Source organism: Streptomyces acidicola, assembly GCF_009377235.1.
Lineage (GTDB): Bacteria > Actinomycetota > Actinomycetes > Streptomycetales > Streptomycetaceae > Streptomyces > Streptomyces acidicola.
This window is the reverse complement of the sequence record NZ_VMNX01000024.1, coordinates 18,895-39,625: the sequence shown is the minus strand read 5'-3', so window position 1 is coordinate 39,625 and position 20,731 is coordinate 18,895. Positions and strand designations below refer to the sequence as shown.

Annotated in this window: 18 protein-coding genes and 2 pseudogenes; 8 read left to right on the top strand and 12 right to left on the bottom strand. The window is 70.2% G+C overall.

Features of this window, described 5'->3' with window-relative positions; genetic code table 11:
* Window position 1: 1 nt before the first annotated feature.
* The 4 genes from FPZ41_RS10000 to FPZ41_RS09985 are packed head-to-tail and all read right to left on the bottom strand — an operon-like array spanning window position 2 to window position 3,750.
* Window positions 2-931, bottom strand: coding sequence for a dihydrodipicolinate synthase family protein (locus FPZ41_RS10000; RefSeq protein WP_131559560.1), 930 nt, complete (start codon window positions 929-931; stop codon window positions 2-4).
* A gap of 2 nt (window positions 932-933) precedes the next feature.
* Complete coding sequence (locus FPZ41_RS09995; RefSeq protein ID WP_152861149.1) at window positions 934-2,328, bottom strand: FAD-dependent oxidoreductase; 1,395 nt, start codon at window positions 2,326-2,328, stop codon at window positions 934-936.
* Window positions 2,318-2,575 (bottom strand): (2Fe-2S)-binding protein, encoded by a 258-nt coding sequence (locus FPZ41_RS09990; protein WP_152861147.1) that lies wholly within the window; start codon window positions 2,573-2,575, stop codon window positions 2,318-2,320. The genes FPZ41_RS09995 and FPZ41_RS09990 overlap by 11 nt, the downstream gene beginning before the upstream one ends.
* The gene (locus FPZ41_RS09985) at window positions 2,572-3,750 is read right to left on the bottom strand and encodes an NAD(P)/FAD-dependent oxidoreductase (protein ID WP_152861145.1); all 1,179 of its coding nucleotides are present in this window, start codon (window positions 3,748-3,750) and stop codon (window positions 2,572-2,574) included. Before FPZ41_RS09985 ends, FPZ41_RS09990 begins: the two co-directional genes overlap by 4 nt.
* 507 nt (window positions 3,751-4,257) lie before the next feature.
* Here FPZ41_RS09985 and FPZ41_RS46980 point away from each other — a divergent pair.
* On the top strand, window positions 4,258-4,830 hold the full coding sequence (locus FPZ41_RS46980; RefSeq protein WP_194236043.1) for a GNAT family N-acetyltransferase: 573 nt from the start codon (window positions 4,258-4,260) through the stop codon (window positions 4,828-4,830).
* Window positions 4,831-5,394: 564 nt separating this feature from the next.
* Here FPZ41_RS46980 and FPZ41_RS09975 read toward each other — a convergent pair.
* The 3 genes from FPZ41_RS09975 to FPZ41_RS09965 form a co-directional block, all read right to left on the bottom strand.
* The gene (locus tag FPZ41_RS09975) at window positions 5,395-6,072 is read right to left on the bottom strand and encodes a GntR family transcriptional regulator (protein WP_152861143.1); all 678 of its coding nucleotides are present in this window, start codon (window positions 6,070-6,072) and stop codon (window positions 5,395-5,397) included.
* A 295-nt stretch (window positions 6,073-6,367) separates the two neighbouring features.
* On the bottom strand, window positions 6,368-6,985 hold the full coding sequence (locus FPZ41_RS09970) for an EF-Tu/IF-2/RF-3 family GTPase (protein ID WP_152861141.1): 618 nt from the start codon (window positions 6,983-6,985) through the stop codon (window positions 6,368-6,370).
* A gap of 327 nt (window positions 6,986-7,312) precedes the next feature.
* The gene (locus FPZ41_RS09965; protein WP_322620033.1) at window positions 7,313-8,245 is read right to left on the bottom strand and encodes a GlxA family transcriptional regulator; all 933 of its coding nucleotides are present in this window, start codon (window positions 8,243-8,245) and stop codon (window positions 7,313-7,315) included.
* Between the two features lie 97 nt (window positions 8,246-8,342).
* Between FPZ41_RS09965 and FPZ41_RS09960 the strand changes: the two genes are divergently transcribed.
* The 5 genes and pseudogenes from FPZ41_RS09960 to FPZ41_RS48125 form a co-directional block, all read left to right on the top strand.
* A complete protein-coding gene (locus FPZ41_RS09960; RefSeq protein WP_228022643.1) occupies window positions 8,343-9,008 on the top strand; it encodes an HD domain-containing protein in 666 nt (221 codons plus the stop codon).
* 533 nt (window positions 9,009-9,541) lie between these two features.
* Window positions 9,542-10,135 (top strand): carbonic anhydrase, encoded by a 594-nt coding sequence (locus FPZ41_RS09955; RefSeq protein ID WP_152861137.1) that lies wholly within the window; start codon window positions 9,542-9,544, stop codon window positions 10,133-10,135.
* A 526-nt stretch (window positions 10,136-10,661) separates the two neighbouring features.
* Window positions 10,662-11,537, top strand: a complete 876-nt coding sequence (locus FPZ41_RS09945; RefSeq protein ID WP_152861135.1) for an NmrA family NAD(P)-binding protein — start codon at window positions 10,662-10,664, stop codon at window positions 11,535-11,537.
* A pseudogene (locus FPZ41_RS09940) lies at window positions 11,534-11,794 on the top strand (SDR family NAD(P)-dependent oxidoreductase); the annotation flags it as partial. The gene FPZ41_RS09945 and the pseudogene FPZ41_RS09940, both read left to right, overlap by 4 nt.
* A gap of 205 nt (window positions 11,795-11,999) precedes the next feature.
* Window positions 12,000-12,362, top strand: a pseudogene (locus FPZ41_RS48125) (hypothetical protein); the annotation flags it as partial.
* Here FPZ41_RS48125 and FPZ41_RS09930 read toward each other — a convergent pair.
* From FPZ41_RS09930 to FPZ41_RS09920, 3 genes are all read right to left on the bottom strand, one after another.
* Window positions 12,259-13,269 (bottom strand): methyltransferase, encoded by a 1,011-nt coding sequence (locus tag FPZ41_RS09930; RefSeq protein WP_152861133.1) that lies wholly within the window; start codon window positions 13,267-13,269, stop codon window positions 12,259-12,261. The pseudogene FPZ41_RS48125 and the gene FPZ41_RS09930 sit on opposite strands and share 104 nt — an antisense overlap.
* A gap of 58 nt (window positions 13,270-13,327) precedes the next feature.
* A complete protein-coding gene (locus FPZ41_RS09925; RefSeq protein ID WP_228022645.1) occupies window positions 13,328-15,376 on the bottom strand; it encodes a multicopper oxidase family protein in 2,049 nt (682 codons plus the stop codon).
* 323 nt (window positions 15,377-15,699) lie between these two features.
* The gene (locus FPZ41_RS09920; protein ID WP_322620032.1) at window positions 15,700-16,959 is read right to left on the bottom strand and encodes an acyltransferase domain-containing protein; all 1,260 of its coding nucleotides are present in this window, start codon (window positions 16,957-16,959) and stop codon (window positions 15,700-15,702) included.
* 199 nt (window positions 16,960-17,158) lie between these two features.
* Between FPZ41_RS09920 and FPZ41_RS09915 the strand changes: the two genes are divergently transcribed.
* Window positions 17,159-17,629: a DUF1772 domain-containing protein gene (locus FPZ41_RS09915; RefSeq protein WP_152861129.1), complete on the top strand. Its 471-nt coding sequence runs from the start codon at window positions 17,159-17,161 to the stop codon at window positions 17,627-17,629.
* A gap of 76 nt (window positions 17,630-17,705) precedes the next feature.
* Window positions 17,706-18,581 carry a DUF6410 domain-containing protein gene (locus tag FPZ41_RS09910; RefSeq protein ID WP_152861127.1) on the top strand — a complete coding sequence of 292 codons (876 nt, stop codon included), beginning with the start codon at window positions 17,706-17,708 and terminating at the stop codon, window positions 18,579-18,581.
* A gap of 76 nt (window positions 18,582-18,657) precedes the next feature.
* On the opposite strand, the gene FPZ41_RS09905 is transcribed toward FPZ41_RS09910, so the two are convergent.
* Complete coding sequence (locus FPZ41_RS09905) at window positions 18,658-20,130, bottom strand: MFS transporter (protein ID WP_152861125.1); 1,473 nt, start codon at window positions 20,128-20,130, stop codon at window positions 18,658-18,660.
* Complete coding sequence (locus FPZ41_RS09900) at window positions 20,127-20,582, bottom strand: DUF1772 domain-containing protein (RefSeq protein WP_152861123.1); 456 nt, start codon at window positions 20,580-20,582, stop codon at window positions 20,127-20,129. The genes FPZ41_RS09905 and FPZ41_RS09900 overlap by 4 nt, the downstream gene beginning before the upstream one ends.
* Between the last annotated feature and the right edge of the window lie 149 nt (window positions 20,583-20,731).

Here is a 20,731-nt window from a genome sequence, read left to right as displayed (position 1 = left end):
GTCAGACCGCCGCCGGGGACAACGCCGCGATCCCGGCGATCGCGCGTTCCATGTCGGCGCGCACCTGCTTCTCGTGCGCGGGGGTGAGCGGGCCGCGCGGCGGGCGGCACGGGCCGCCGAACCGACCGACCATGTCCATGCCGAGCTTGATGGCCTGTACGAACTCGGTCCGCGAGTCCCACCGGAACACGGCGACGAGCTGCTTGTAGAGCTCACGGGCCTGGTCGTAACGACCGGCCACCATGTGCTCGTAGATCGCGACGGACTCGGCCGGGAAGGTGTTGGGGAAACCCGCGAACCAGCCGACCGCACCGTCGACCATCAGCTCGAAGAGCACGTCGTCGGCGCCCGCGATGACGTCGATGTCGCACAGCTCGCGAATCTCGAACGCCCGCCGGACGTCCCCACTGAACTCCTTGATCGCCACTACCTCGTCGATCTCGGCGAGCTCCGCCACCAGCTGCGGCACGAGGTCGACCTTGGTGTCGAACGGATTGTTGTAGATCATCATCGGCAGGCCGACCTCAGCGATGTGCTTGTAGTGGTCGACCACCTGCTCGTCGCTGGCCCGGTAAAGGGTCGGCGGCAGGGCCAGCACGCCGTCGGCGCCGTCCTCCTTGGCCAGCTCGGCCCAGTGCCTGGCCTGGTGCCAGCCCGCGCCGTGCACGCCGGCCACCACAAGGCCGCGTCCGGCTACTGCCTCGACGGCGACCTGTACTACGCGGCGCCGTTCCTCGTCGGTCAGCGACGAGTACTCGCCGAGGGAGCCGTTCGGCCCGACGCCACGGCAGCCATTGCTGATCAGCCAGTCGCAGTGCTCGGCGTAGCGGTCGTAGTCGACGGCGAGGCCTGCGGGGGCGGAGCTGTCCGCCTTGTAGGGCAGTGCCGTCGCGACGATGACGCCGCCGAGATCGAATTGCTTGCTGGTCATGGTCATACCTCTCGTTCGACAGGGGGTGCGGCGATTTCGCCGAGCCGGACCGGGACAACGATCGGTCGATTCGCCGTTCGTCCGGGATCCAGCGGAGCGTCAGGGAGCAGGTCCTCAACGTTTCGGCCGCAGATGCGGCCCTGGCAGATGCCGAGACCGGCGCGTGAGCTGAGCTTGAGTGAGCGCAGACCACGCGTCTCGGTCGCGGCGAGCACAGTGCGCAGCTGCCCGGCGGTCACCTCCTCGCAGCGGCAGACGATCGTGTCGTCGCCGACCCAGGCCTTCCAGCCGGGACGAATGCCGTGCGCGCTGTGCATACGGTCGGCGAAGGCGCGGTGGCGGGCCACCTCGGCGGCGCCTCCGGCGCGGCCCGCCGCCGCCCGCCCGGCAGCCTCCCCTTCGGCGAGGGCCAGGTCGGCGCCGCCGATACCGGTGATCTCACCGGCCGCGTAGACACCAGGCACCGACGTACGCTGCTCTTCGTCGACGCGCACGCTCCCGTCGGCGGCGAGCGCGCAGCCTGCGGAGATGGCGATCTCCGTACGCGGGACAAAACCGTGGCTGACGCATACAGCGTCGGCTTCGACACGCTGCTCGGTGCCCTGACGAGGCGTCCAGTCGTCGGCGATCCGGGCCACGGTCACCGCGGTCACCCGGCTGTCGCCATGCGCGGCCAGCACTGCCGCGCCCGTACGGTAAGGAACGCGGCGCGCGGCCAGAGCACGTACATACCCGCCGAGTTCGGCCGACTTGGACATCAGGTCCTTCGGCCTCAACTCGTGGGGGCGCGGCACCCAGCCCCGGGCGATCCGCCGCCAACTGCTCGCCTCAACGACACCGACCACGGTCGCGCCCACATGCAGGAGACTGGCGGCAACGGGAAGCAGGAACGGCCCGGTGCCCGCGACCAGCACCCGCTTGCCCACAGCGACACCCTCGCCCTTGGCCATCGCCTGCGCAGCGCCGGCCGTATAGACACCCGGCAGGTCCCAGCCCGGGAACGGCAGCGTGCGCTCGTGCGCCCCGGTGGCAAGCACCAGAGCACGTGGCACGAAAACCCGGCGCCGACGGTCCCCGCCGTCAGCCGGGCCGACCAGCGCGTGCACGACCGGCGGCGCGTCGTCACGGCGATCCACCGCCCAGACCTGGGCGCCGGTGACAATCTCGCAATCCGGATCGTCCGTCAGCACCCGCCGCAGCGCGACAAACCGGTCCCACTTGTGCTGCAACGCGCGGATGTCCGCATCAGAGCCCCCCGCGAGCGGCTGCCGCCAGAACTGACCACCCAGCACGTCCGACGAGTCGAGCAACACGACCCGAGCACCCGCTCGACGAGCAGCTCGGGCAGCGGCCAGCCCGGCCGGCCCGGCTCCGATCACCAGCACGTCAACGCTCATCGACCGCCCCCGTCTCGACGACATCACCGTCGGCCACCCGGCGTTGACAGGCACGCACATCGCTGAGCCCGTTCACCGTCACCAGGCAGTCGAAGCAGACGCCGATACCGCAGAACAGGCCGCGAGGCCGGCCCGTCCTCGAGGTCGTCCGCCAGGAGACACGGCCACGCGACATCAGCAACCCGGCAACCGTCTGCCCGGCCACGGCGCCCAGCCGCTCGCCGTCCACAGTCACGGAGATCTTCATCCGGTCGTCACCTTCCTCAGCGATTCACGCGTCACGGCGAAGGGAGCGGCCGGGATCTCCGGCTCCACCCCGGTCATGAGCGCACCGATCAACTCCGCCGTACCGACCGAGAGTCCGATACCCGCGCCCTCGTGCCCGGTCGCGTGCCACAGGCCAGGCAGGCGCGGATCAGGCCCGATGACCGGAAGATGATCGGGCACGAACGGCCGGAACCCGCCGTATGCCCGCATGACCGGCACGTCGGCCAGGAAAGGGAAAAGGATCAGCGCCTTGGCGGCCAGTTCGCCGACCACCGCGGCCTCGATCCGCTCGTCGAAACCACGCCGCTCCCGCGACGACCCGATAAGAACGGTTCCGGCCGCCGTCGACTCGACGACGCTGGAAGTCTGCAAGGCGGCCAGCTCCGACTCGACGGCGCCGACGTAGTCGGCGTCGTACACCTTGTGCCGGATGCGGCGCGGCATCCGCGTGGTGACCACCACGGTCCCGCGCCGGGGCAGCACCGGAAGACGGACGCCGAAATTCCCGGCAACCTCAGCCGACCAAGGCCCGGCGGCCACGACTGTGTGCTCGGCACCGAATCGCCCAGCAGTGGTGTCCACGCCAACGAGCCGCCCCCCGGAAACGACGCCACCGAGAACAGTGACACCCTGCCGCAGCCGCGCACCGTGCCTGCGAGCCGAGGCAAGCAGAGCCTCAGTCGCGACACTCGGCTGCACCTGGGCGTCATCGGGATAAAAGACAGCCGCGGCGACGCGCGGCGTGAGGTCGGGCTCCAGTTCGGCGGCCTCGGCGGCGGTCACCGGGCGGGCGTCCACCCCCGCGCTCCGCTGCGTATCGGCGAACGCGAGCAGAGCGTCCGCCCCCGTCGCGGTCGTCGCGACCACCAGGCCGCCCTTGGCCTCGAACTCGATATCAGGGAAGCCGGGGCCCAATTCGGCAGGGAGCTCAGCGGCGAATTCGGCCCACCGACGGCCGGACAGCACCGCGAGGTCCAGTTCAGCGCCGGGACCCTTGTCGGAGACGAGCAGATTCCCCTCGCCACTGGAGGACGTTCCACCGGCGGAAGCACCACGGTCGAGTACGGTGACCCGAAACCCGCCCAGAGCCAACCGCCTGGCCACGGCAGCCCCGACGATGCCGGCCCCCACAATGACGACGTCCGAACTCTCCATTTCAGTACTATGTCACATGCCATGTTTTATTGGCAATGACGTCGCCACTGAACCTTGAGCCCCCCGCCCGCCTGACGGAAGCACCGGCCGGAGACAACCGCCTGCGCATCAATCGTGAGGCTTTACGGTGTCTACTCCTACGCCACGGCGTCGCCGACTTCCACGGCAGCTACTCCATCGGCGACAACACACGCCGGGGCGTCAACCTCCAGCGCAAGGGCACCGCCCGCAGCCTGGCCGCACTGAAGTCGATCCATGCCGCCCGACTCCGACGGCTTCCCCGATCCACATCATCCTGACCCTCCGCCCACACCGCGGTGCGGACACCGCCACTGGCAAAGTAGAACAAAGTCGAATGCTGCCTCGCCCCGATCTACGCCTCCTGGGCCAATCTCATCGAGGCCCACTTCGGCCCACTTCGCCAGTTCACCGTCGCCAACTCCAACCACCCAACCACACCGCACAAATGCGGGCTCTCCACGCCTACCTGCGATGAGACTCGCGGGCATGGTGACTCCGCGGGTTCTCACGACAGACGTCTGGCCGTTGTGGCGAACACTCCGCCTTGCGGCGCTGACCGATGCGCCGAACGCGTTCAAAGTCCGGCTCGCCGACTGGGACAGAGGCAAAGAAGAACGCTGGCGTGCCCGCCTGGAGCTTCCCGGCGCCTACCACGTTGCCGCGCTGCTGGATGGGCACGCCGTTGGCGTGGCCAGCGGCCTTCCCGGCGCCGCTGACATCAGGGAGTTGAGGTCCGTCTGGGTCAGCTCTGAGGCGCGAGGCCATGGAATCGAAGAGCTTAAGCACTCGATGGCCACCGGGGCCTGCGGCATCCCGCTCGGCATCGTCTCCGCCGGAGCCAACACTCAATGCTCGTCTCGACCCTGGAAGCTGCCTGGTGCTCTGACCGTGAAGTTTCGCTGGAACGGCGGTGGTCGGCCTCGGACGGTATCTCCGGAGTGGATCAAGCCTGCCGATCACGCCCGGCGAAGTGCCTTCACCATGATCTGTTCCCTGGTCGTCCCATCGGGCAACACGTCGCCGGGCTCTCCCGTGGTGATGAACCCGTTGCGCCGGTAGAGGGCGATGGCGGGTTCGTTGCCCGGGAGCACCGCGCGCTTCAAGGCTGCTCCGCCCGATACCAGGGCCCAGGTCTCAATTGCTGTGCAGCCGTCCACGGACAGCTCGTCCAGTTCCAGGCATCATCCGGTCGCATGCCTCCAACGCCGGGGCCTGAAGCTACTCGGCTGCCCCTAGCGCGCACCGGTGTACAAGACGGCGTCGGATGTGCGGTCCGAACATCCGAAACCGCCGATGCACTCGTAGCCGGAGCCGTGCACCGGAACGGCGATCACATCCCCTCAAAGACGACAGGTCAGCGATGAGCGGAGGGACGCGAGCTGGTCCCGCAGGGGGCCAGCAGGCATGACGGCTGGACAGGCACGAGCCCTCCGGTGATCACCGATCGCCGAGAACGCCATGATCGCTCAGGCTCGTGCCTCTTCTACATCCGAGAACCGCTTCACCGCGAGTACACGCCTACTGCCAGGCCGTCCTACCCAGCGAAAGCGAGACCCGGGACGTTAGTGGCACGCCAACGCCCGCACGCGGCGGGACATGCTGGCGCGGCGCACATCGAGGGCGTTACGTCTCCCTGTGGCCAGCCCACCAGCCCAGCACGTGCCCAATATGCCTGACCATCAATCGCTCGCACTCCTCGGCGTCTCCCGCTTCCAGCAGCTCCAGCAGCTCCAGGTGTTCGCGAGCGGACGCCCGCAGTTCCTCCGTTGCCACCAACTCGGCCAAGCCCGTCAGACGAGTCTGTGCACGCAGGTCAGCCACGATGTTATGCAGCCGCATGTTGCCGGCCAGCTTCAACAGCGTGAGATGGAAGGTCGTGTCGGCCTGCAGGTAGCGGGCCAGGTCGGCGTCGCGGGCACCGCGTACGATCTCCTCGGCCAAACCCCGCAAACGGCCCAGCTCGGCCCCGGAGAGCACCCCCGCGAGCCGCCCGACAGCCGGGGCTTCCAACAACTGGCGCACGTCGACGATCGCGCGCATTTCGTCCTCACTGACCGCGGTAACACGGAACCCCTTGTTGCGCACGATGTCCACCATGCCGCGCTTGGAGAGGTTGAGCATCGCCTCACGGACCGGCGTGGCCGAGACACCGAAGCGGGCGGCCAGGCTTGGGGCGGAGAACACCTCACCCGGAGGCATCTGACCTGAAACGATGGCAGCGGCGATCGCCTCCTCGGCCTGCTCACGCAGACTGCTGGCGGGCACGACGGACCCCAGAGGCCCGTGGTTCGCGTTCGCCATGAATTTCCCCCTTGTCACCAACGGCCATTTGCACCCTCCTCAGTGCAATAGCACATTCTATAGGCCTGCCGCGGGGACGCCTGCCACCTGGACGAGCTTCGGCACGCTGCGACTCAACGGCCGCCGGTCGGCGCCGGTCCAGGTCGACGGCGCCCGTACGCCTCCCCGCCCTGCGGGCACGACGGCCACACTGCCGTCCGCCGGCCCTACCTCGACACGCTTCGACAAGCCCGTCCATGTCTTCCACGGCGCGGTCACCGTCGCAGCGATCCCGCTGTGACTCTGCTGATGAGACTCAGAGCATGAGCCAGGTCACGATCCCGCAGCCAGCGGCACGACCGTGGTGCCGGAAAGCGAATGACTGGCCTTCCTCCCGCGCGACGGGCCGATCAGGCGCGACCGTCACCAAGCCCTTGTGAAGTGGCTGCAGCGCGTCCCCTTCCTGAGCCGGCGCTACAGCCCCCAGAACCACAGCGGCGCGGAGATGAAGCTGAAGACGCTCACCGGTACGTGCTTCGGCAGCGCCACGGTCCCCGGACAGCAGCGAGATTTCTGCTGTGAAGCCGACATGCGCGCTGACCGAGCCAGGCGCTGCGATCACCTGTCCCCGCCAGACCCCGCCCGCCGCCACGCCAGGTAGCAACAGGCCCACGTTCATGTCTGCGCTCGCCTCGTCGATACGCCGACAGCTCGTCTCAATGTCTCCCACGGTGGCGGTCGCGCCGCCATCGAAACTGACGATCTCCACCTCGTCACCCTCGCGTACCCACCCGCGCTCGATCCGGCCCGTCAGCATGACCATCCGGCCCTGGTGCCGTTGGAAGACATCCTCGACACACATCAGGAACGGCTTTTCCGCTGCCTCCACCTCGGACCGCAGGGCCGTCTCCCCGCCGGCCCGCGGCCGTGGCATGCGCTCACCGCCACTTCGCGTCAGGTGGGGGGTTCGTGCCGGTGAGGCGGCGGGCCATGACGTGGGACCCTGCCCTGGGGGATGACCCCGACCCTTTCTGGGATCCGTTCCGTGGACCCGGCAGTCGTCGAGGCGCACACTTCCACTTGGCTCTCGGCACTACCCCAGCCGCCTACCGACGTGCCTTTCGGCAACTCGCCGTCCAGTCAGCGGATGACTGGTTGGCAGGGAACGTGTCTGGGGGCAGCCGTCACCTTCGGCGAATCTACGAGGACTCAAGTGAAGGCAGGAGTGATGCATGCCCGTCTTGCGGCCAAGGTTTGACGGTCATGCGTCCGCCATCACGTCCTTGTGGCGGAACAGGGTCCGGTACTCCTGAGGGGAGGTGCCAACGCGCCGATGGAATGCGGCCCGCAAGGAAGCGGGGGCACCGAGACCGGTCAGGCGGCCGATCTGCTCGATGGGCACGGTGGTCGCCTCCAGGAGTTCGCGTGCTCGGTCAATGCGTGCGTCGGTCAGCCAGGTTATGGGCGGAGTGCCGGTCTCCTCGCTGAAGCGGCGGATCAGGGTCCGCCGCGACATATGGGCGCGTTCTGCGAGGTGGCCGATGGTCAGGGGCTTCGCAAGGTTGTCAAGCATCCACTCCCGCAGAGGTGCAAGTTCATCTGCGCTCGCTTCGGGGCGGAATTGTTCGACGAACTGTGCTTGGCCTCCCCGTCGCCGTGGCGGCGCGACGAGACCGCGTGCGTGTGTGTTCGCTGCTGCGGCGCCCAGGTCGGTGCGGATCAGGTGCAGGCACAAGTCAATTCCCGCAGTCACGCCGGCGGACGTGAGGATATCTCCGTCGTCGACATAGAGCTGATTTGGCACGACATCGACGTGTGGGTAGCGCTGACGCAATTGCCCGGCGTGCCGCCAGTGTGTGGTCGCGGGGCGCCCGTCGAGCAGCCCGGCCGCGGCAAGGACGAAAGCCGCGGTGCAGATGGAGACGAGTCGGACGCCTCGGGCGTGAGCTGCTCGTAGCGCCACAAGAAGCTCAGCTGACGGGGTCGCGTCAATGTCGTCATAACCCGGAATGATCACAGTGTCTGCATCGTCCAGCGCCTCGAGGCCGGCCGCGACGGTGATCGCGAAGCCGCACCCCGGCACCAGGCCGGTGTCGGTGTCACCGCACACGGTCATCTCATAGTGGGGGTCCATTGCGAAGATCTGCGTCGCGGTACCGAACTCGAGCGGGAGCACACCGGGCAATACGAGCACTGCAACGTGGTGTCTGTTTGTCATAGTGGCACGACTGTAGCGCTGGTTGGCATCCGTGCCACTTTCGGCAGGAGGGCCGGTCTCATAACGTCGAGACATGACCGGCACTCCCGCCCTCTCGGAAGGGCTGCAGAACGAGGTACTCGCTCTTCCTACTGGGCCGCTGATCGAGGCAAGCCTCGCCGCGGCACGTGCGGCGGTGCATCCGTCTGTGCTCAACCACAGCATTCGCGGTTTCTACTGGGCCCGTCTGTTCGCCGCCCACAAAGGCGTCCTGAACGACGCGGACTACGACGAGGAACTCCTCTTCGCCGCCCATGTGATGCACGACCTGGGAACAGGCCCCGACGCACCCGGCCGGCTCCGGTTCGAGATGGAAGGCGCCGATCTTGCCGCCACGCTGCTGACCGATCTCGGCACTCCCGCCCGGGACGTCGACCGGGTCTGGGAGGCGATCGCTCTTCACAGCACTCCGCAGATCCCCGAACGAATGGGACTGCTGACCCACCTCACCTACGAAGGCATCTGGATAGACTTCGGCAAACATTTCGACCTCGTGGCCAAGGAACAGAGGCAGATCCATGCCGCCTACCCACGGCTCGAATGGGTCCGCCATTTTGCCGACGAAGTCCTCGCCCACGGAGCCCGCTCCGAGACCGCCGCGCCCCCCTACGCGCTCGCCTACCACCTGGCGCGTGAGCGGGAAGCAGATGGAGTCACCTTCATGGAGCGTGGCGTAGCCAATGGCCCGTGGGGGGAGTAGGTGAGAGGCCCTCGCTAAGTCACTCTTCGTCGGCTGGGTCAGCAACCTGCACGGCGCCGACGCCATCCGCGTAGCCCCGACCGGACTCCTCGATTCTGAGCCCCGGGTGACGCTCGACCTGCGCAGCATTCACCTTGCCGAAGGCGTCGCCCTGGTTACGAACGTTCTGACCATCATCGGCAGCAGGCCGGTGGCCGGTGGCCGTACGCTCTCGACGTCGTAGGCGACCTCCAATCCAAGTGACCGTCGGCGCCTCTGTCCCCAGTATCCCGGCGTCCACCCGCCGCAATCGTCCGGCGCTGCGTGTCCTGTTTCCAGGAAAGCCCAGCACGGCTCGGGTATCAGTCAGGTCATGTGGGCGTGGCGTCGAGGAGCGATGCATCGGCATCGCCTGGCGCGCCATTGCACGCACTTCAGTCGGCATCGCCCACCGGAAGGTCACAGAGGCGGCGCTATACCTCTATCGCACATTTTGAGTATCCCGCGCTTTGCGTGAAAAGCGCGGGACTGTATCGCGAGAATCGGAGTTAATTATGTCGAATTTTGTCGAATTCACTTTCCGAGGGCAGCCAGGCTACAGCGAGCCGACAGCTCGGGAGGTCATCACCAGTTCAATTCCCGTCCGGACGATCGCTATCTACTGCTTTGACCCTCGGGCGGCTGACGCCGCGCAAGCGGTGGCCGATTACTTCGGTGACGAGGTTTACCCTGGTGACCTTGTTCTCGACGAGGCCGACAGGAAGATAGGTTCCACAGCGACGGTGTTCCCCCTCATCGTCGGGGGTGGACGCGCAGCGGACGCTCTTCGCTCGATCACGGTCTCCCAGCACCTCTTCGGAATCGAGCGGGTTGTCGTCGTACACCACTCCTTCTGCGGCGCCACCTCTTTCACGGCAGAGGGAATCTCCGCTGCGTGGAAACATGAGCATCACACCGACATCTCGTCACTGTACGACTGGGACGGCATCTCCATCGCCGACTTCGAAAAATCACTCAACTACGATGTAAGCCTGATCCGCAACAGCCCGGGCACCCCGAAGCACATTGAGATCTACGGCCTTTTCTACGACATCGGTTCCGGCGAGCTGACCGAGGTCGTTCGCGACGTTCCTGCCAAGGTTGCGTAGCAATCCGTGGGCAGGTGCAGCGGGAGGGTAAACCGGGCATGACGAGGTGGAACGGGGCTGCGGGTCGGCAAGAAGTTGAGTAAGCGCAGGTCTCCGTCGGCCAGAAGCTCCGGAGCTTGCTTGAGAGGGTCCGCACTCCGCAGTACGCGTCACGCAGGGGTGTGGACTCGCAGGCTGCCTGGTCCAGCAGTTCTCCGCCCCGGAACGCGGCGGCGCGCAGGTGGGCGAGCGCGACTGGCTCGGCCTCCGGCGGCTGTTCGCCGCCGGAGGCACCCTCGCACCCGAACACGCAGCCACCGGCAGCGCCGTGCTCGCGCCGGATTGGCCGCTGCCACCGCGCTGTTCGCGCTCCGGCCCCGCCACACACCCTGACCACAGAGCCGCTGCTGCTCAGGGCGGGCCCACAACCACAGCCTCCTGCTGGACGGGCATCGCACCGCCTCTCACTCATTTCGTGCGGCACCCACTCGAAGGAGTGACAGTGGAGTTCCCACCAGCTCCCTCTCAAGAAAGGGAGATCACCATCATGGAACGCAACCTCCTCGTGATCGGGGCCACCGGTAAAACCGGCGGCCACACCAGCGAACTCCTGCTCCAGCGTGGGCACCGCGTCCGCGCACTCGTCCGCGGTCTCGACGTCCGCGCCGAGCGGCTCACCGCCCTCGGAGCGGACGTCGTGGAAGGCGACGTCCTCGACCTGGACTCCCTGGCCCAGGCGACCAAGGGGATCGACGCCCTGTACTTCACCTATCCGATCCGCCCCGGCCTGATGGACGCCACCGCGAACGTGGCCCAGGCGGCGGAGGAGAACGGGGTCCGGGCGATCGTGAACATGTCGCAGGTCTCCGCCCGCCGCAAAACCGCCAGCAACGCGGCACGCCAGCACTGGGTGGCCGAACGCGTCCTGGACCACTTCCCGGTCCCCGTCACCCACATCCGCCCGACGTTCTTCGCCCAATGGCTGATCGACACCTGGGCCGACGGAACCGGCGAACTGCGCCTGCCGTTCGCCGACGGACGCCACGCCCCCATCGCGGAAAGCGACCAGGCGAAGGTGATCGCGGCCATCCTGGAAGACCCCGCCCCGCACGCCGGCCAGATCTACCCGCTGTACGGAGCCGAGGAGCTCAACCACTACGAGATCGCCGAGAAGATGTCGCGGGCTCTGGACCGTGAAGTCACCTACGTTCCCATCGAACTCGACGAATTCGCCGCCATCCTGCGCGGGCGCGGCGCGCCGGACCACCTGATCCAGCACCTGCTCGCCGTGGCCGTCGACTACCGCAACGGCGTCTTCGCCGGCACCGACGACCTGGTGAAGACGATCGGCGGCAGCGACCCCCTCGACGTCGAGGGCTTCATCGCCCGGAACCGCGCGGCCTTCGACCTGCACACTGCCTGAACGCTGGACAGGACAATGAGCGTTGGTGCATCACTGGATCGTTCCGGGGCTTCGGCCTGGAAATCACGCGCGCGGCGCTCGCGGCAGGACATCAGGTGGTGGCAACCGCACGGAAGGCGAAGGCCGTCCGCGAGCAACTCCGCGACGCCGGTGACGCGCTGCCGGCCGTGCCGTTGGACGTGACCGACCTCGAAAGTGACCAGGCGGCTGTCGACGCAGCAGTCGAACGGTTCGGATGCATCGACATCCTGGTCAACAACGCCGGCGCCGGCCTGCTCGCCGCCATCAGCTCCATCGCGGGCTTCGCCACCGTGCCGGGCTGGGGCATCCACGCCTCCACGAAGTTCGCCGTCAAGGGATGCACCGAGACCCTCCACGCGGAACTGGCGCCCCTGAGCGTCCACCTTCACCAAGGGGCAGTGCCCACCGTGCGCGGTCCGAACCCGGTGCACAACCTCCCGCGAAAGTGCCCGGAATGTGGGCTTCCCGCCGCGAGAAATCCGCGATCTGCGCGTATGCGTCCGTGCCGAGCAGCAGACGCCCAAGTGGCAAGCCCGGTATGCGGTTCGCTCCAAAGTGGAGGGGACCGTCAACGAATTCGCCCATGGACAGGGCATGCGCCGCTGCCGCGAGCCGTCAGCGACTGACACCGACAGATACAAGTTCCCCGATCGATGCAAGATCCCTACAGAGTCAAGCTCAGGCTCAGTCCTTCGCCGAGTCAGCCCGCAGGGGCGGTGGTCGGACCGTGGACCGGTCGGCACTCGAAGGCTGTCCAGCCGCTCCCGGCCGGGGCCGCGAGCAGGTCGAAGCCGCCGGCAGTGAACAACTCGCCCCATTCCACGGCGGTGCGCTCGCGACCGCCGGTGATCAGCAGCATGTCCAGGTCCACGACGGCCGCGAGATCCGGGGAGGCCGCGCCGACCACCCGCTCCAGGACGAACAGCCGCCGCTCGGGATCCTGTCCCAATGCCTCCCGCACGGTCCGCAGCACACGCACCGCGTCCGCGTCGGGCAGGTCGTGCAGCACCTGCTTGAGTACGAGGGCCTGCGTGTCCGGGGGCACGGTCGCGGTGTCGTCGGCCACGGTCCCGGAGCAGTGTGGGTGGCGGTCCAGCAGCGCCTGGAGGAACAGGCCGTCCCCGCGCAGTTCGGCCACGCGGGAGATGGGGCCCAGGTCGATCAGCGAGGTCAGGTAGTCCAGGTTGCCACGGTGGGTGCTCGCCACGGCCCGGGCGACGCGTCCGGCGGCGTCTGCGTCTGCCCGCAGATGGTCGTGGTACGGCTGCCCGAAGATCTTCGGGAAGGCCGGTTCGCCGGTGCGCAGGGTGTCGAGGATGTCGCGGTACGGCAGCCAGGTGAGTGGGTCGCCGTACAGCAGCACCTGGTCGCGGCGGGACTCGGGCACGTCCGAGCGCAGCAGTTCCGCGGCCGGGGTGAGGCCGAAGCGGCCGTCCGGCCCCTGGGTGAAAACGCCCAGCGCGGCGGCCGCCCGCAGCGCCCGGGCGAGCGCGTCGGGGTCGGCGCCGACGGCCTCGGCCAAGTCGGTCGCGTCGCGCGGGCCGTCGGCCAGGCGGTCGGCGACGCCGAGCCGGGCCAGCGCCCAGATCGCGCGGCTGACCGCGGCAGCCACCGGGAAGAACATCAGCTGGTGGCCGGAGGTCATGCCGGGCAGGGCACCGGGCGAGAACCGCCGGCCGGCGTCGCGGGGCCCGTCGTGCGTATCCGTCACGTCCGCTCTCCTGATTCTCGTCTCGTGGGCATCGTGGGCATGCGGTCCGCGCGGCCGGTCATTCGGCCCGGTTGCCAGTGGCCCGCCCGACCCGGTAGGGCGAGGTCACGTTCTCGTACGACAGATGCATCATCATCCCCAGCACGGCGTGGTCGCCGATGTGGCAGTGGTCCATCCAGATGCCGGGGTTGTCGGCCCGGAAGGCGACCTCCCAGACCTCGCCGACGCGGACGTTCACCGTGTCCAGCCACACCGGACTTCCGGTCACCGGACGGCCGTTGCGGCTCAGCACCAGGACGTGATGGCCGTGCAGATGCATGGGATGGTCGAAGTGGCTGCGGTTGGCGAACCGCAGCCGGACCAGGTCGCCCTCGCGGACGGTGAGGTTCGGGGCATCGGGGAAGGCCATGCCGTTGACCGTCCAGGTGACGCGGAACCGGCCGTCGTAGAAGCCGATCTCGTTGTCGAACACCATCGTCTTGGTACGGGTGAAGCGGCTGCCGGGGCCGAACGGCGTCGGCGCGGGCGTGCCGTAGGGCGTGGGGTCGAACTCGCGCGAGGGGAGGTCCGGTGTCACCTCGCCGCGCCCGTCCGCGCTGATCAGCAGGCCCCGGTCGCGGGCTCCCACGAAGTCCTGGATCTCGGTGAGACGCACGGGCCGGTCCGGCATGACGAACTCGACGTCGTAGCGGCCGCCCGCGCCGATGGCCAGCTTCCGGTCGCTCACCGGCGTGGGACCGCGCACGGCGTTGCCGTCGAGGGCGGTGACCCGGAAGGAGGTGCCGGTGAGGGAGAACTCGTGGGTGAGACGGTCGGAGTTGAGCAGCCGCAGCCGCACCCGCTCGCCCGGCGCTGCCCGGCGGCGCTCCAGGCGGTCGGCGAGGCCGAGCGCGGGCACGGTGGCGCCGTCCTCGGTCTTCCAGGAATGCATGGCGAGGTACCAGTCGTGGTCCACCGGAGCGGGCTTCGGCGGGTCGATGATCAGCGCGCCGAAGAGCCCCTTCATCTGCTGCACGGAGGTCTGCTGGTGGGAGTGGTACCAGTGGGTGCCGGACTCGTCGGGACGGAAGCGGTAGACATGGGTGCCGCCGGGACGGATCGCGTTCTGGGTGACGCCGGGGACACCGTCCTCGGCGTTCGGCACGTCGACCCCGTGCCAGTGGACGGCAACGTTCGCACCGGGCAGTTCGTTCCGTACGGTGACCTCCACCAGCTGGCCCTGCCGCACCCGCAGGGTCGGCCCCGGGAGCTGGCCGTCGAACGCCCAGGCACGCACGGTTCGGCCGGAGGCGAGTCGTACGGTCTTCTCCGCGGCCACCAGCGTGAAGCGGCGGTCGGGGCGCTCGTCGCGGGGGCCGGTCAGGGCGGTCACGGAGGTCGTGCCGCCTGCGGCCGCGGACTCCCCGCCGTCGTGGTGTCCGCCCGCCGCGCCGTCGGCGGGCGCCATGCTCATGCTGTCCGGCAGCTTGCTGCTCGCGGCGGCCAGGTTCACCGTCGCGGTGCCGGCGACGGCGACCGCGGTCACCGCGGCCACGGCCCGCAACGCCCGCACCGGGCGGGAGGCCCGGCGGCGCGGTCGGGAGCGGGCGGCGAGCCAGCGGCGGGTCTGGCAGAACCAGGCGAGGGCGGCGAACAGCACCACCGCCGAGTGGATCAGCAGCGCGGGCCCCAGCAGGGGCGGGGCCAGGACGGTGAACAGCGCCGTCCACAGCCCGACGAGTGCTCCCAGTGCGCCGGTCTGCAGGGGCACGACGGCCGTCGGCGCGAAGGCCGCGATACGGGTCTCCAGGGACGGTCGCCGGACCCAGGTCACCAGGCGCGGCAGGGTGCCGACCAGGGCCGCGGCGGCCGGCACGGCCAGCGCCGGCAGGGCCACGGCGACCCGGTCGACGGCGAACAGCCAGGCCTCCCGGCCCATCAGCGTGACGGTGGTGATCCTCATCAGGACGACCAGCATGCCGATCCCCACGAGGGCCAGCAGCGTCACGGCCCGCGCCCGGCCACGCCGCCGGGACCGCTCCACCGGCCACCGCCCCGCGCAGAGCGCGGCCGTCGTCCAGATCAGTACGTTGAGCGCCGCGGCCTGCATGTCGGCGTTGAGCAGCATCTCGAACACGGTGGCTTCTCCTGAAGCGGGGCGGAACGGTCGAAGGCTGACCGGACGGGACGGTGGGGCCGACGGTCAAGAGCCGACCGGAACGGGGCGGAAGGAGGACGGTCAAGGACCGGCCGGACGGCACGGGCGGAAGGGCGGCACGGTCGCGCACCGGCCGCGCGCAGACGCGGGCCGGTCAGCCACACGCGCGCGCCCGGTGCCGCAACACGCCGTCGTGTCGGCACCGGCGTCACGAACGTGACCCGTACGTTCGCCCCGGCCGCCTGCCGCCCGTCCGTACTCACCTCGACGGCACCGCCGCGTCCGTACCGGTGTCACGGGCAAACCGTGTCCGGGGCGAGCGGTTCCAGGGCGTGGCCCTCGGTCCACAGCTGTCCGGCCGCCGTCAGCAGTGTGCGCCGGTCGCGTTCCGGCGGGCCCGGCCGGGCCGGAAGCAGGGGTACGGCGGTGCTGGCGCCGGAGCGGACCGAGCGGTGCTGGCGGGCGATGGCGGTGAGGCCCTGCCCGGGGCCGGCCTCCAGCAGCAGGTGGCCGCCGGTGGCGAGCAGCGCGTCGAGGGCGGGCCAGAACAGCACGGGGTCCGCGAGCTGCCGGGCCCAGAACTCCGGCCGGACCGCGTGGGCGGCGTCGAGCGGACCGCCGGTGTAGCCCGAGTACAGCGGCCAGGCCGGTGCCCCGGGCCGGACCGCCGCCACCAGGTCGCGGCCCCGCTCTGCGGCCCGTTTCATGACGGGGCTGTGGAACGCCTGCCGCGCGGCCGCCCGACGGCAGGTCAGGCCGTCGGCGCGCAGCTTCTCCTCGACCTGCCGCAACTGCGGGTCGGGGCCGGCCAGCAGGGTCTGCCGGGGCGCGTTGACGGCGGCGGCCACCACCTGGCCGCCGGTCGGCAGGTATCCGGCGAGTTCGTCCACGGACGCGGCGACCGCGAGCATGCCGCCCGGCCCGGTCGCGACCGCCGCGTCGACCCGGTCGCGCAGCACACGGACGGCGTCCGGCAGGGTGAACACGCCCGCGACGGTGGCCGCCACGAGCTCACCGACGCTGTGTCCGAGGAGCGCGGCGGGGGTGACGCCCCAGCCGAGCACCATGCGGCCCAGCGCGTACCCGATGCCGAAGAGCAGCGGCTGGGCGCGGGTCGCGTCGTCGAGCGGCACGTCCGGGTCACCCGAGAGCCATTCGTCGCGCAGCCGGTGTCCCTCGGGTCCGAGTGCGGCGAAGACCCGGTCAAGTGCCTGGGTGAACAGCGGCTCGTAGCCGTACAGCCCGGTGGCCATGCCGAGGTGCTGCGTGCCCTGGCCGGGGAAGAGCAGGACGACGGGGCGGTGCCGCGGGGGGCGGGGCGGGTGACCGCCGCTCAGGGCCCCCACGGCCTCGTCGACGGTGCCGGCGACGGCGGCGCCCCGCACGAGGCCCGTGCCGCGCCGGTCGGCGACGAGCCGGACCGCACGCGGCAGCCGGTCCGGCGTGTCGTCCAGGGTCAGGTACCGGCGCATCGCGTACCGCCGACGGCTCTCGCGTTTCTCGTCCGGCGCCGACCACAGCAGCAGATACGGGGCCGTTCGCGTGGGTTCCACCGCGCTCACCTCCAGGCTCGACCGGACGAAGCCTGGGCACGGCCTCTCGAATACCCGTGGAGGCGTCCTGAACCCCCGGCTCGGGCGGCCCGGGGGCGCGTCTCTCCAGCGATCCTCCGCGCGTGCTCGAGATCGCCCCCCGAGGCTGGGCGCCCAGGTCGGCGGCCGTGAGGCCCGGGTGGACGGAGAGGTCTGAGTCATGGACTGGTGGACGCACATCCTGGTGCCGGTGGCCGTGGTCGCCGGCGGCATGGCGGCGGGCGGCATGATGATCGCCGTGCTCGGCGCGCCCCTTCTGCTGACGCTGCCGCCGCAGCGATACGTCGCCCTGCACCAGCTGCTGGTGACACGGTTCGACCCCTTCATGCCGGCGTGTCTGCTCACCGCGCTGGCGGCGAACCTGGCGCTGGCGGTGGTGGCCCCCCGGGACGCCGCGCAGGCGCTGTACGCCGTGGCGGTCGTGTTGCTGACCGGTACCGTCCTCGTCTCGCTGACGCGGAACGTCCCGATCAACAAGTGGCTCAAGACGCTCGACCCCGACTCCCTGCCGCCGGACTTCGACCGGCTGGTGCACCGGCGGGTGCGCTGGCGCAACTGGAACCTGGTGCGCGCCTCCTTCACCCTCGTCGCGCTCGGCGTCAACGGCGTGGCGATCGGCGTGTTGGTCTAGGCCCGGTCGCCGCGCTCCGGGCCCCGCCCCCTCTGCCGCGGGGCTCTTCCCTTTCCGCACTCCGGAGGTGTGCGCAATGACGAGCGAACCACGGGCGGCCCTGCGGCCGCCCGAGAACGTCCCCGACGCGGACGGCCGTCCCGTCGTCGGCCTGGACATGCCGGCGGCGGGACGGGCGCTGCGGCTGCTGTTCGCGGCCGTCGCCGTGTGGTACCGGGTGGACCGTGACAGCCGGTTCGACGGGGCCTACTTCCTGCGCACGGTGCTGTGCTTCGTCCTGGTCGCCGTCGCCTACACGGTGGCCTACCGGCTGCTGTCGGCACGGTTGCTGGACCGAGTGAGCCCGTGGACGGGCACCGCGCTGTTCCTGCTGCCGTCGCTGCTCTACCCACTGGACATCGGCCCGGCCGCCCTGCACGACGGGCTGGGCCTGTACACGCTGCTCGGGTTCGTGCTGTGCCCGTTGACCCGGTACGCGGGCGCCGAGGTGACGGCGTTGCCGGCGCTGGTGACCGGGCGGCGCAGGCACCGGCTGTACTCGCCGTTCAACATCGCCGACCGGGCCGACATCGCCTTCCGCACCTCTCCCGGCGGGAAGTGGTGGACGGTTGCCGCGGTGGTGACCGGCTGCTACTTCGTCGCGGTCTGGGTGCTGCCGCTGATGCTGGTGACAACCCCGGTCAAGGACGCGGTGGACGGCTACGAGCCGCCCATGTGGTGGTCCCTGGTCCTGCTGCTGCCGGCGGCCTGTCTCGCGCTGCGGGCCCGTCGCGCCGGTCCGGGCCCGGACCGGCGGACCTGGGGGCTGGCCGCGCTGTTCCTGGTGTGCGCCGTCCCGGCCGGGACGAACGTGCCGGACATGCTGTGGGGCGGCATCATGCTCATCGGCATCGTCACAGCCGTCGTCCGGGGCGTACGGCGACTGCGGCGCCGTACGCCGGCGGCGGGCTGAGGCGCCTCCTCCCCCGTCGCCGCGGCCCCGGCCGCCGGTTCGTCCGGCGGCCGGGGCCGACGTTCGTCCGCGGGGCTCACTTGCGGCCGTGCGAGGCGCCGTCCTCCCGGGGCAGCAGGAACACCAGGCCCAACGTGACCAGGACGACGGCGAGTTGGGCCAGCATGGTCACGACGACGGCGTCCACGTAGTCGCCCGGGCGCGCGGCGGCCGGGTCGTCCACGAGCGCGTAGAACACCCCGCCGGTGACGGCGACGCCGACGGCGGCGCCCGCCTGCCGGAAGGTGGAGAACACCCCGGACGCGGAGCCCGCGTCGGCCCGCGCGACACCGCTGAGCGTGACGTTGAGGACGGGTGTGCTGACCAGGCCGATGCCGATCCCGAACAGCAGCAGTCCCGGCACCACCGCAGGCACCGTGAGGGAGCGTCCCGCGGCCGCGACGGTGACCGTCAGCAGCGTCACGCCGGCCACCGCCGCGAGGTTGCCGCCGATCAGCACCCGCCGCCCGTGCCTGCGGGCCAGGGGGATCGCCAGGAAGGAGGAGAGCGCGGTGCCGAGCGCCCACGGCAGCAGGCACTGTCCGGCCCGCTGGGCGTCGAAGCCGAGGGCGTGCTGGAGGAACAGGACGAAGACGAAGAAGAACCCGGTCATCAGCGCGGCGAGGTTGAACGTCACCAGCACGCCGGCCGTGAAGACCCGCCCGCCGAACAGGTGCAGGGCGATCAGCGGGGCACCGCCCGCCCGTTCGCGCCGTCGCTGGTGTGCCACGAGCAGTCCCAGCGCCGGTGCCGAGGCGGCCAGCGCCGCCCACGCCCACCAGGGCCAGCCCAGTTCCCTGCCGTAGGTCAGTGGGCACAGGAACAGCAGCAGCGCCACGGCCGCGAGCCCCACCCCGGCCAGGTCGAGGCGGCGGCCGTCCGGTTCCCGGGACTCCCCCAGGTAGCGGAGCCCGCCGATCACGGCCAGCACGCCGACGGGCAGGTTCACGAGGAACAGGGCGCGCCAGCCCCAGCCGAACAGGTCGGCCTGCACCAGAACCCCGCCCAGAACGGGTCCGGCCACACTGGCCAGACCGATCACGGCAGCGTACAGGCCCATCGCCGGGCCGCGGCGGGCGGGCGGCACCATCAGCTGGAGCACCGTGAGGACCTGAGGTCCCATCAGGGCGGCCGAGGCCCCCTGCAGGACCCGGGCGAGCACCAGCAGCGGCACGCTGCCGGCCGCCGCGGCCAGCGCCGAGGCGAGGGTGAACCCCACGGTCCCGGCGAGGAAGACACGGCGGCGCCCCACGAGGTCGCCCAGCCGGCCGCCGGTGACCAGCAGCAGGGCGAAGGGCAGGGCGTATCCGGCGAGCACCCACTGCGCGGCGGCCTCCCCGGCGCCGAGATCGTGCTGGATCTCGGGCACTGCGACGTTGACGCCCATGACGTCGAACTGGTTCATGAACGCGGCCAGCAGGACCACGGCCAGCGCCCGCATCGGGCGCCGGGTCGCGGGTGCGGTCGGCGGGCCCTCCGGGGCCACGGGGGGCCTGGGCGTGGCGCTCATGACAGCAGCGCCACGGCCAGGGCGTTGACGGCCAGCGCGGCCAGCGCGAACACGGTCCGCAGCCGGTGCCAGGAGCGCCAGGGCAGCCGCGGGTCCTGCCAGTCGGCCGGCAGGGCCGCCGGGTCCAGGGCGTGCACCTTCTTGTTGATCGGCACGTTGCCGAACTGGGAGACGACCTGTACTCCGACCATGGCCAGCAGCGCCACGCCGAACAGCGCGCGGACGGTGCCGCCGTCGGCCACGAACAGCAGGGCGAGGTCGGCGAGGACTCCCACCGTGACCACCAGCGGCATCACCGGGTGGTAGCCCTCGCCGAGTTTGCGGTGGAGTTCCACGTACCGGTCCGCGGGCAGCGTCTGCACCGCCGGCAGCACACTGACCGCCACGGCGAAGAACACTCCCGCCACGATGCCGCTGCCGATGACGGCAGCCGTGCCCAGCAGTTCGATCATGGGCCCTCACTTCTGCGCCCGCCCCACGGCGGACGACGACTGATGGCGACGGATGACACGACGTCGCTGGACAGTGCCCGTGCGGCCTCAAGACCCATTCGAGCCGGGCTCGACAGCGGCCCCGCGTCCGGGCGGGGCCGGTGCGCTCC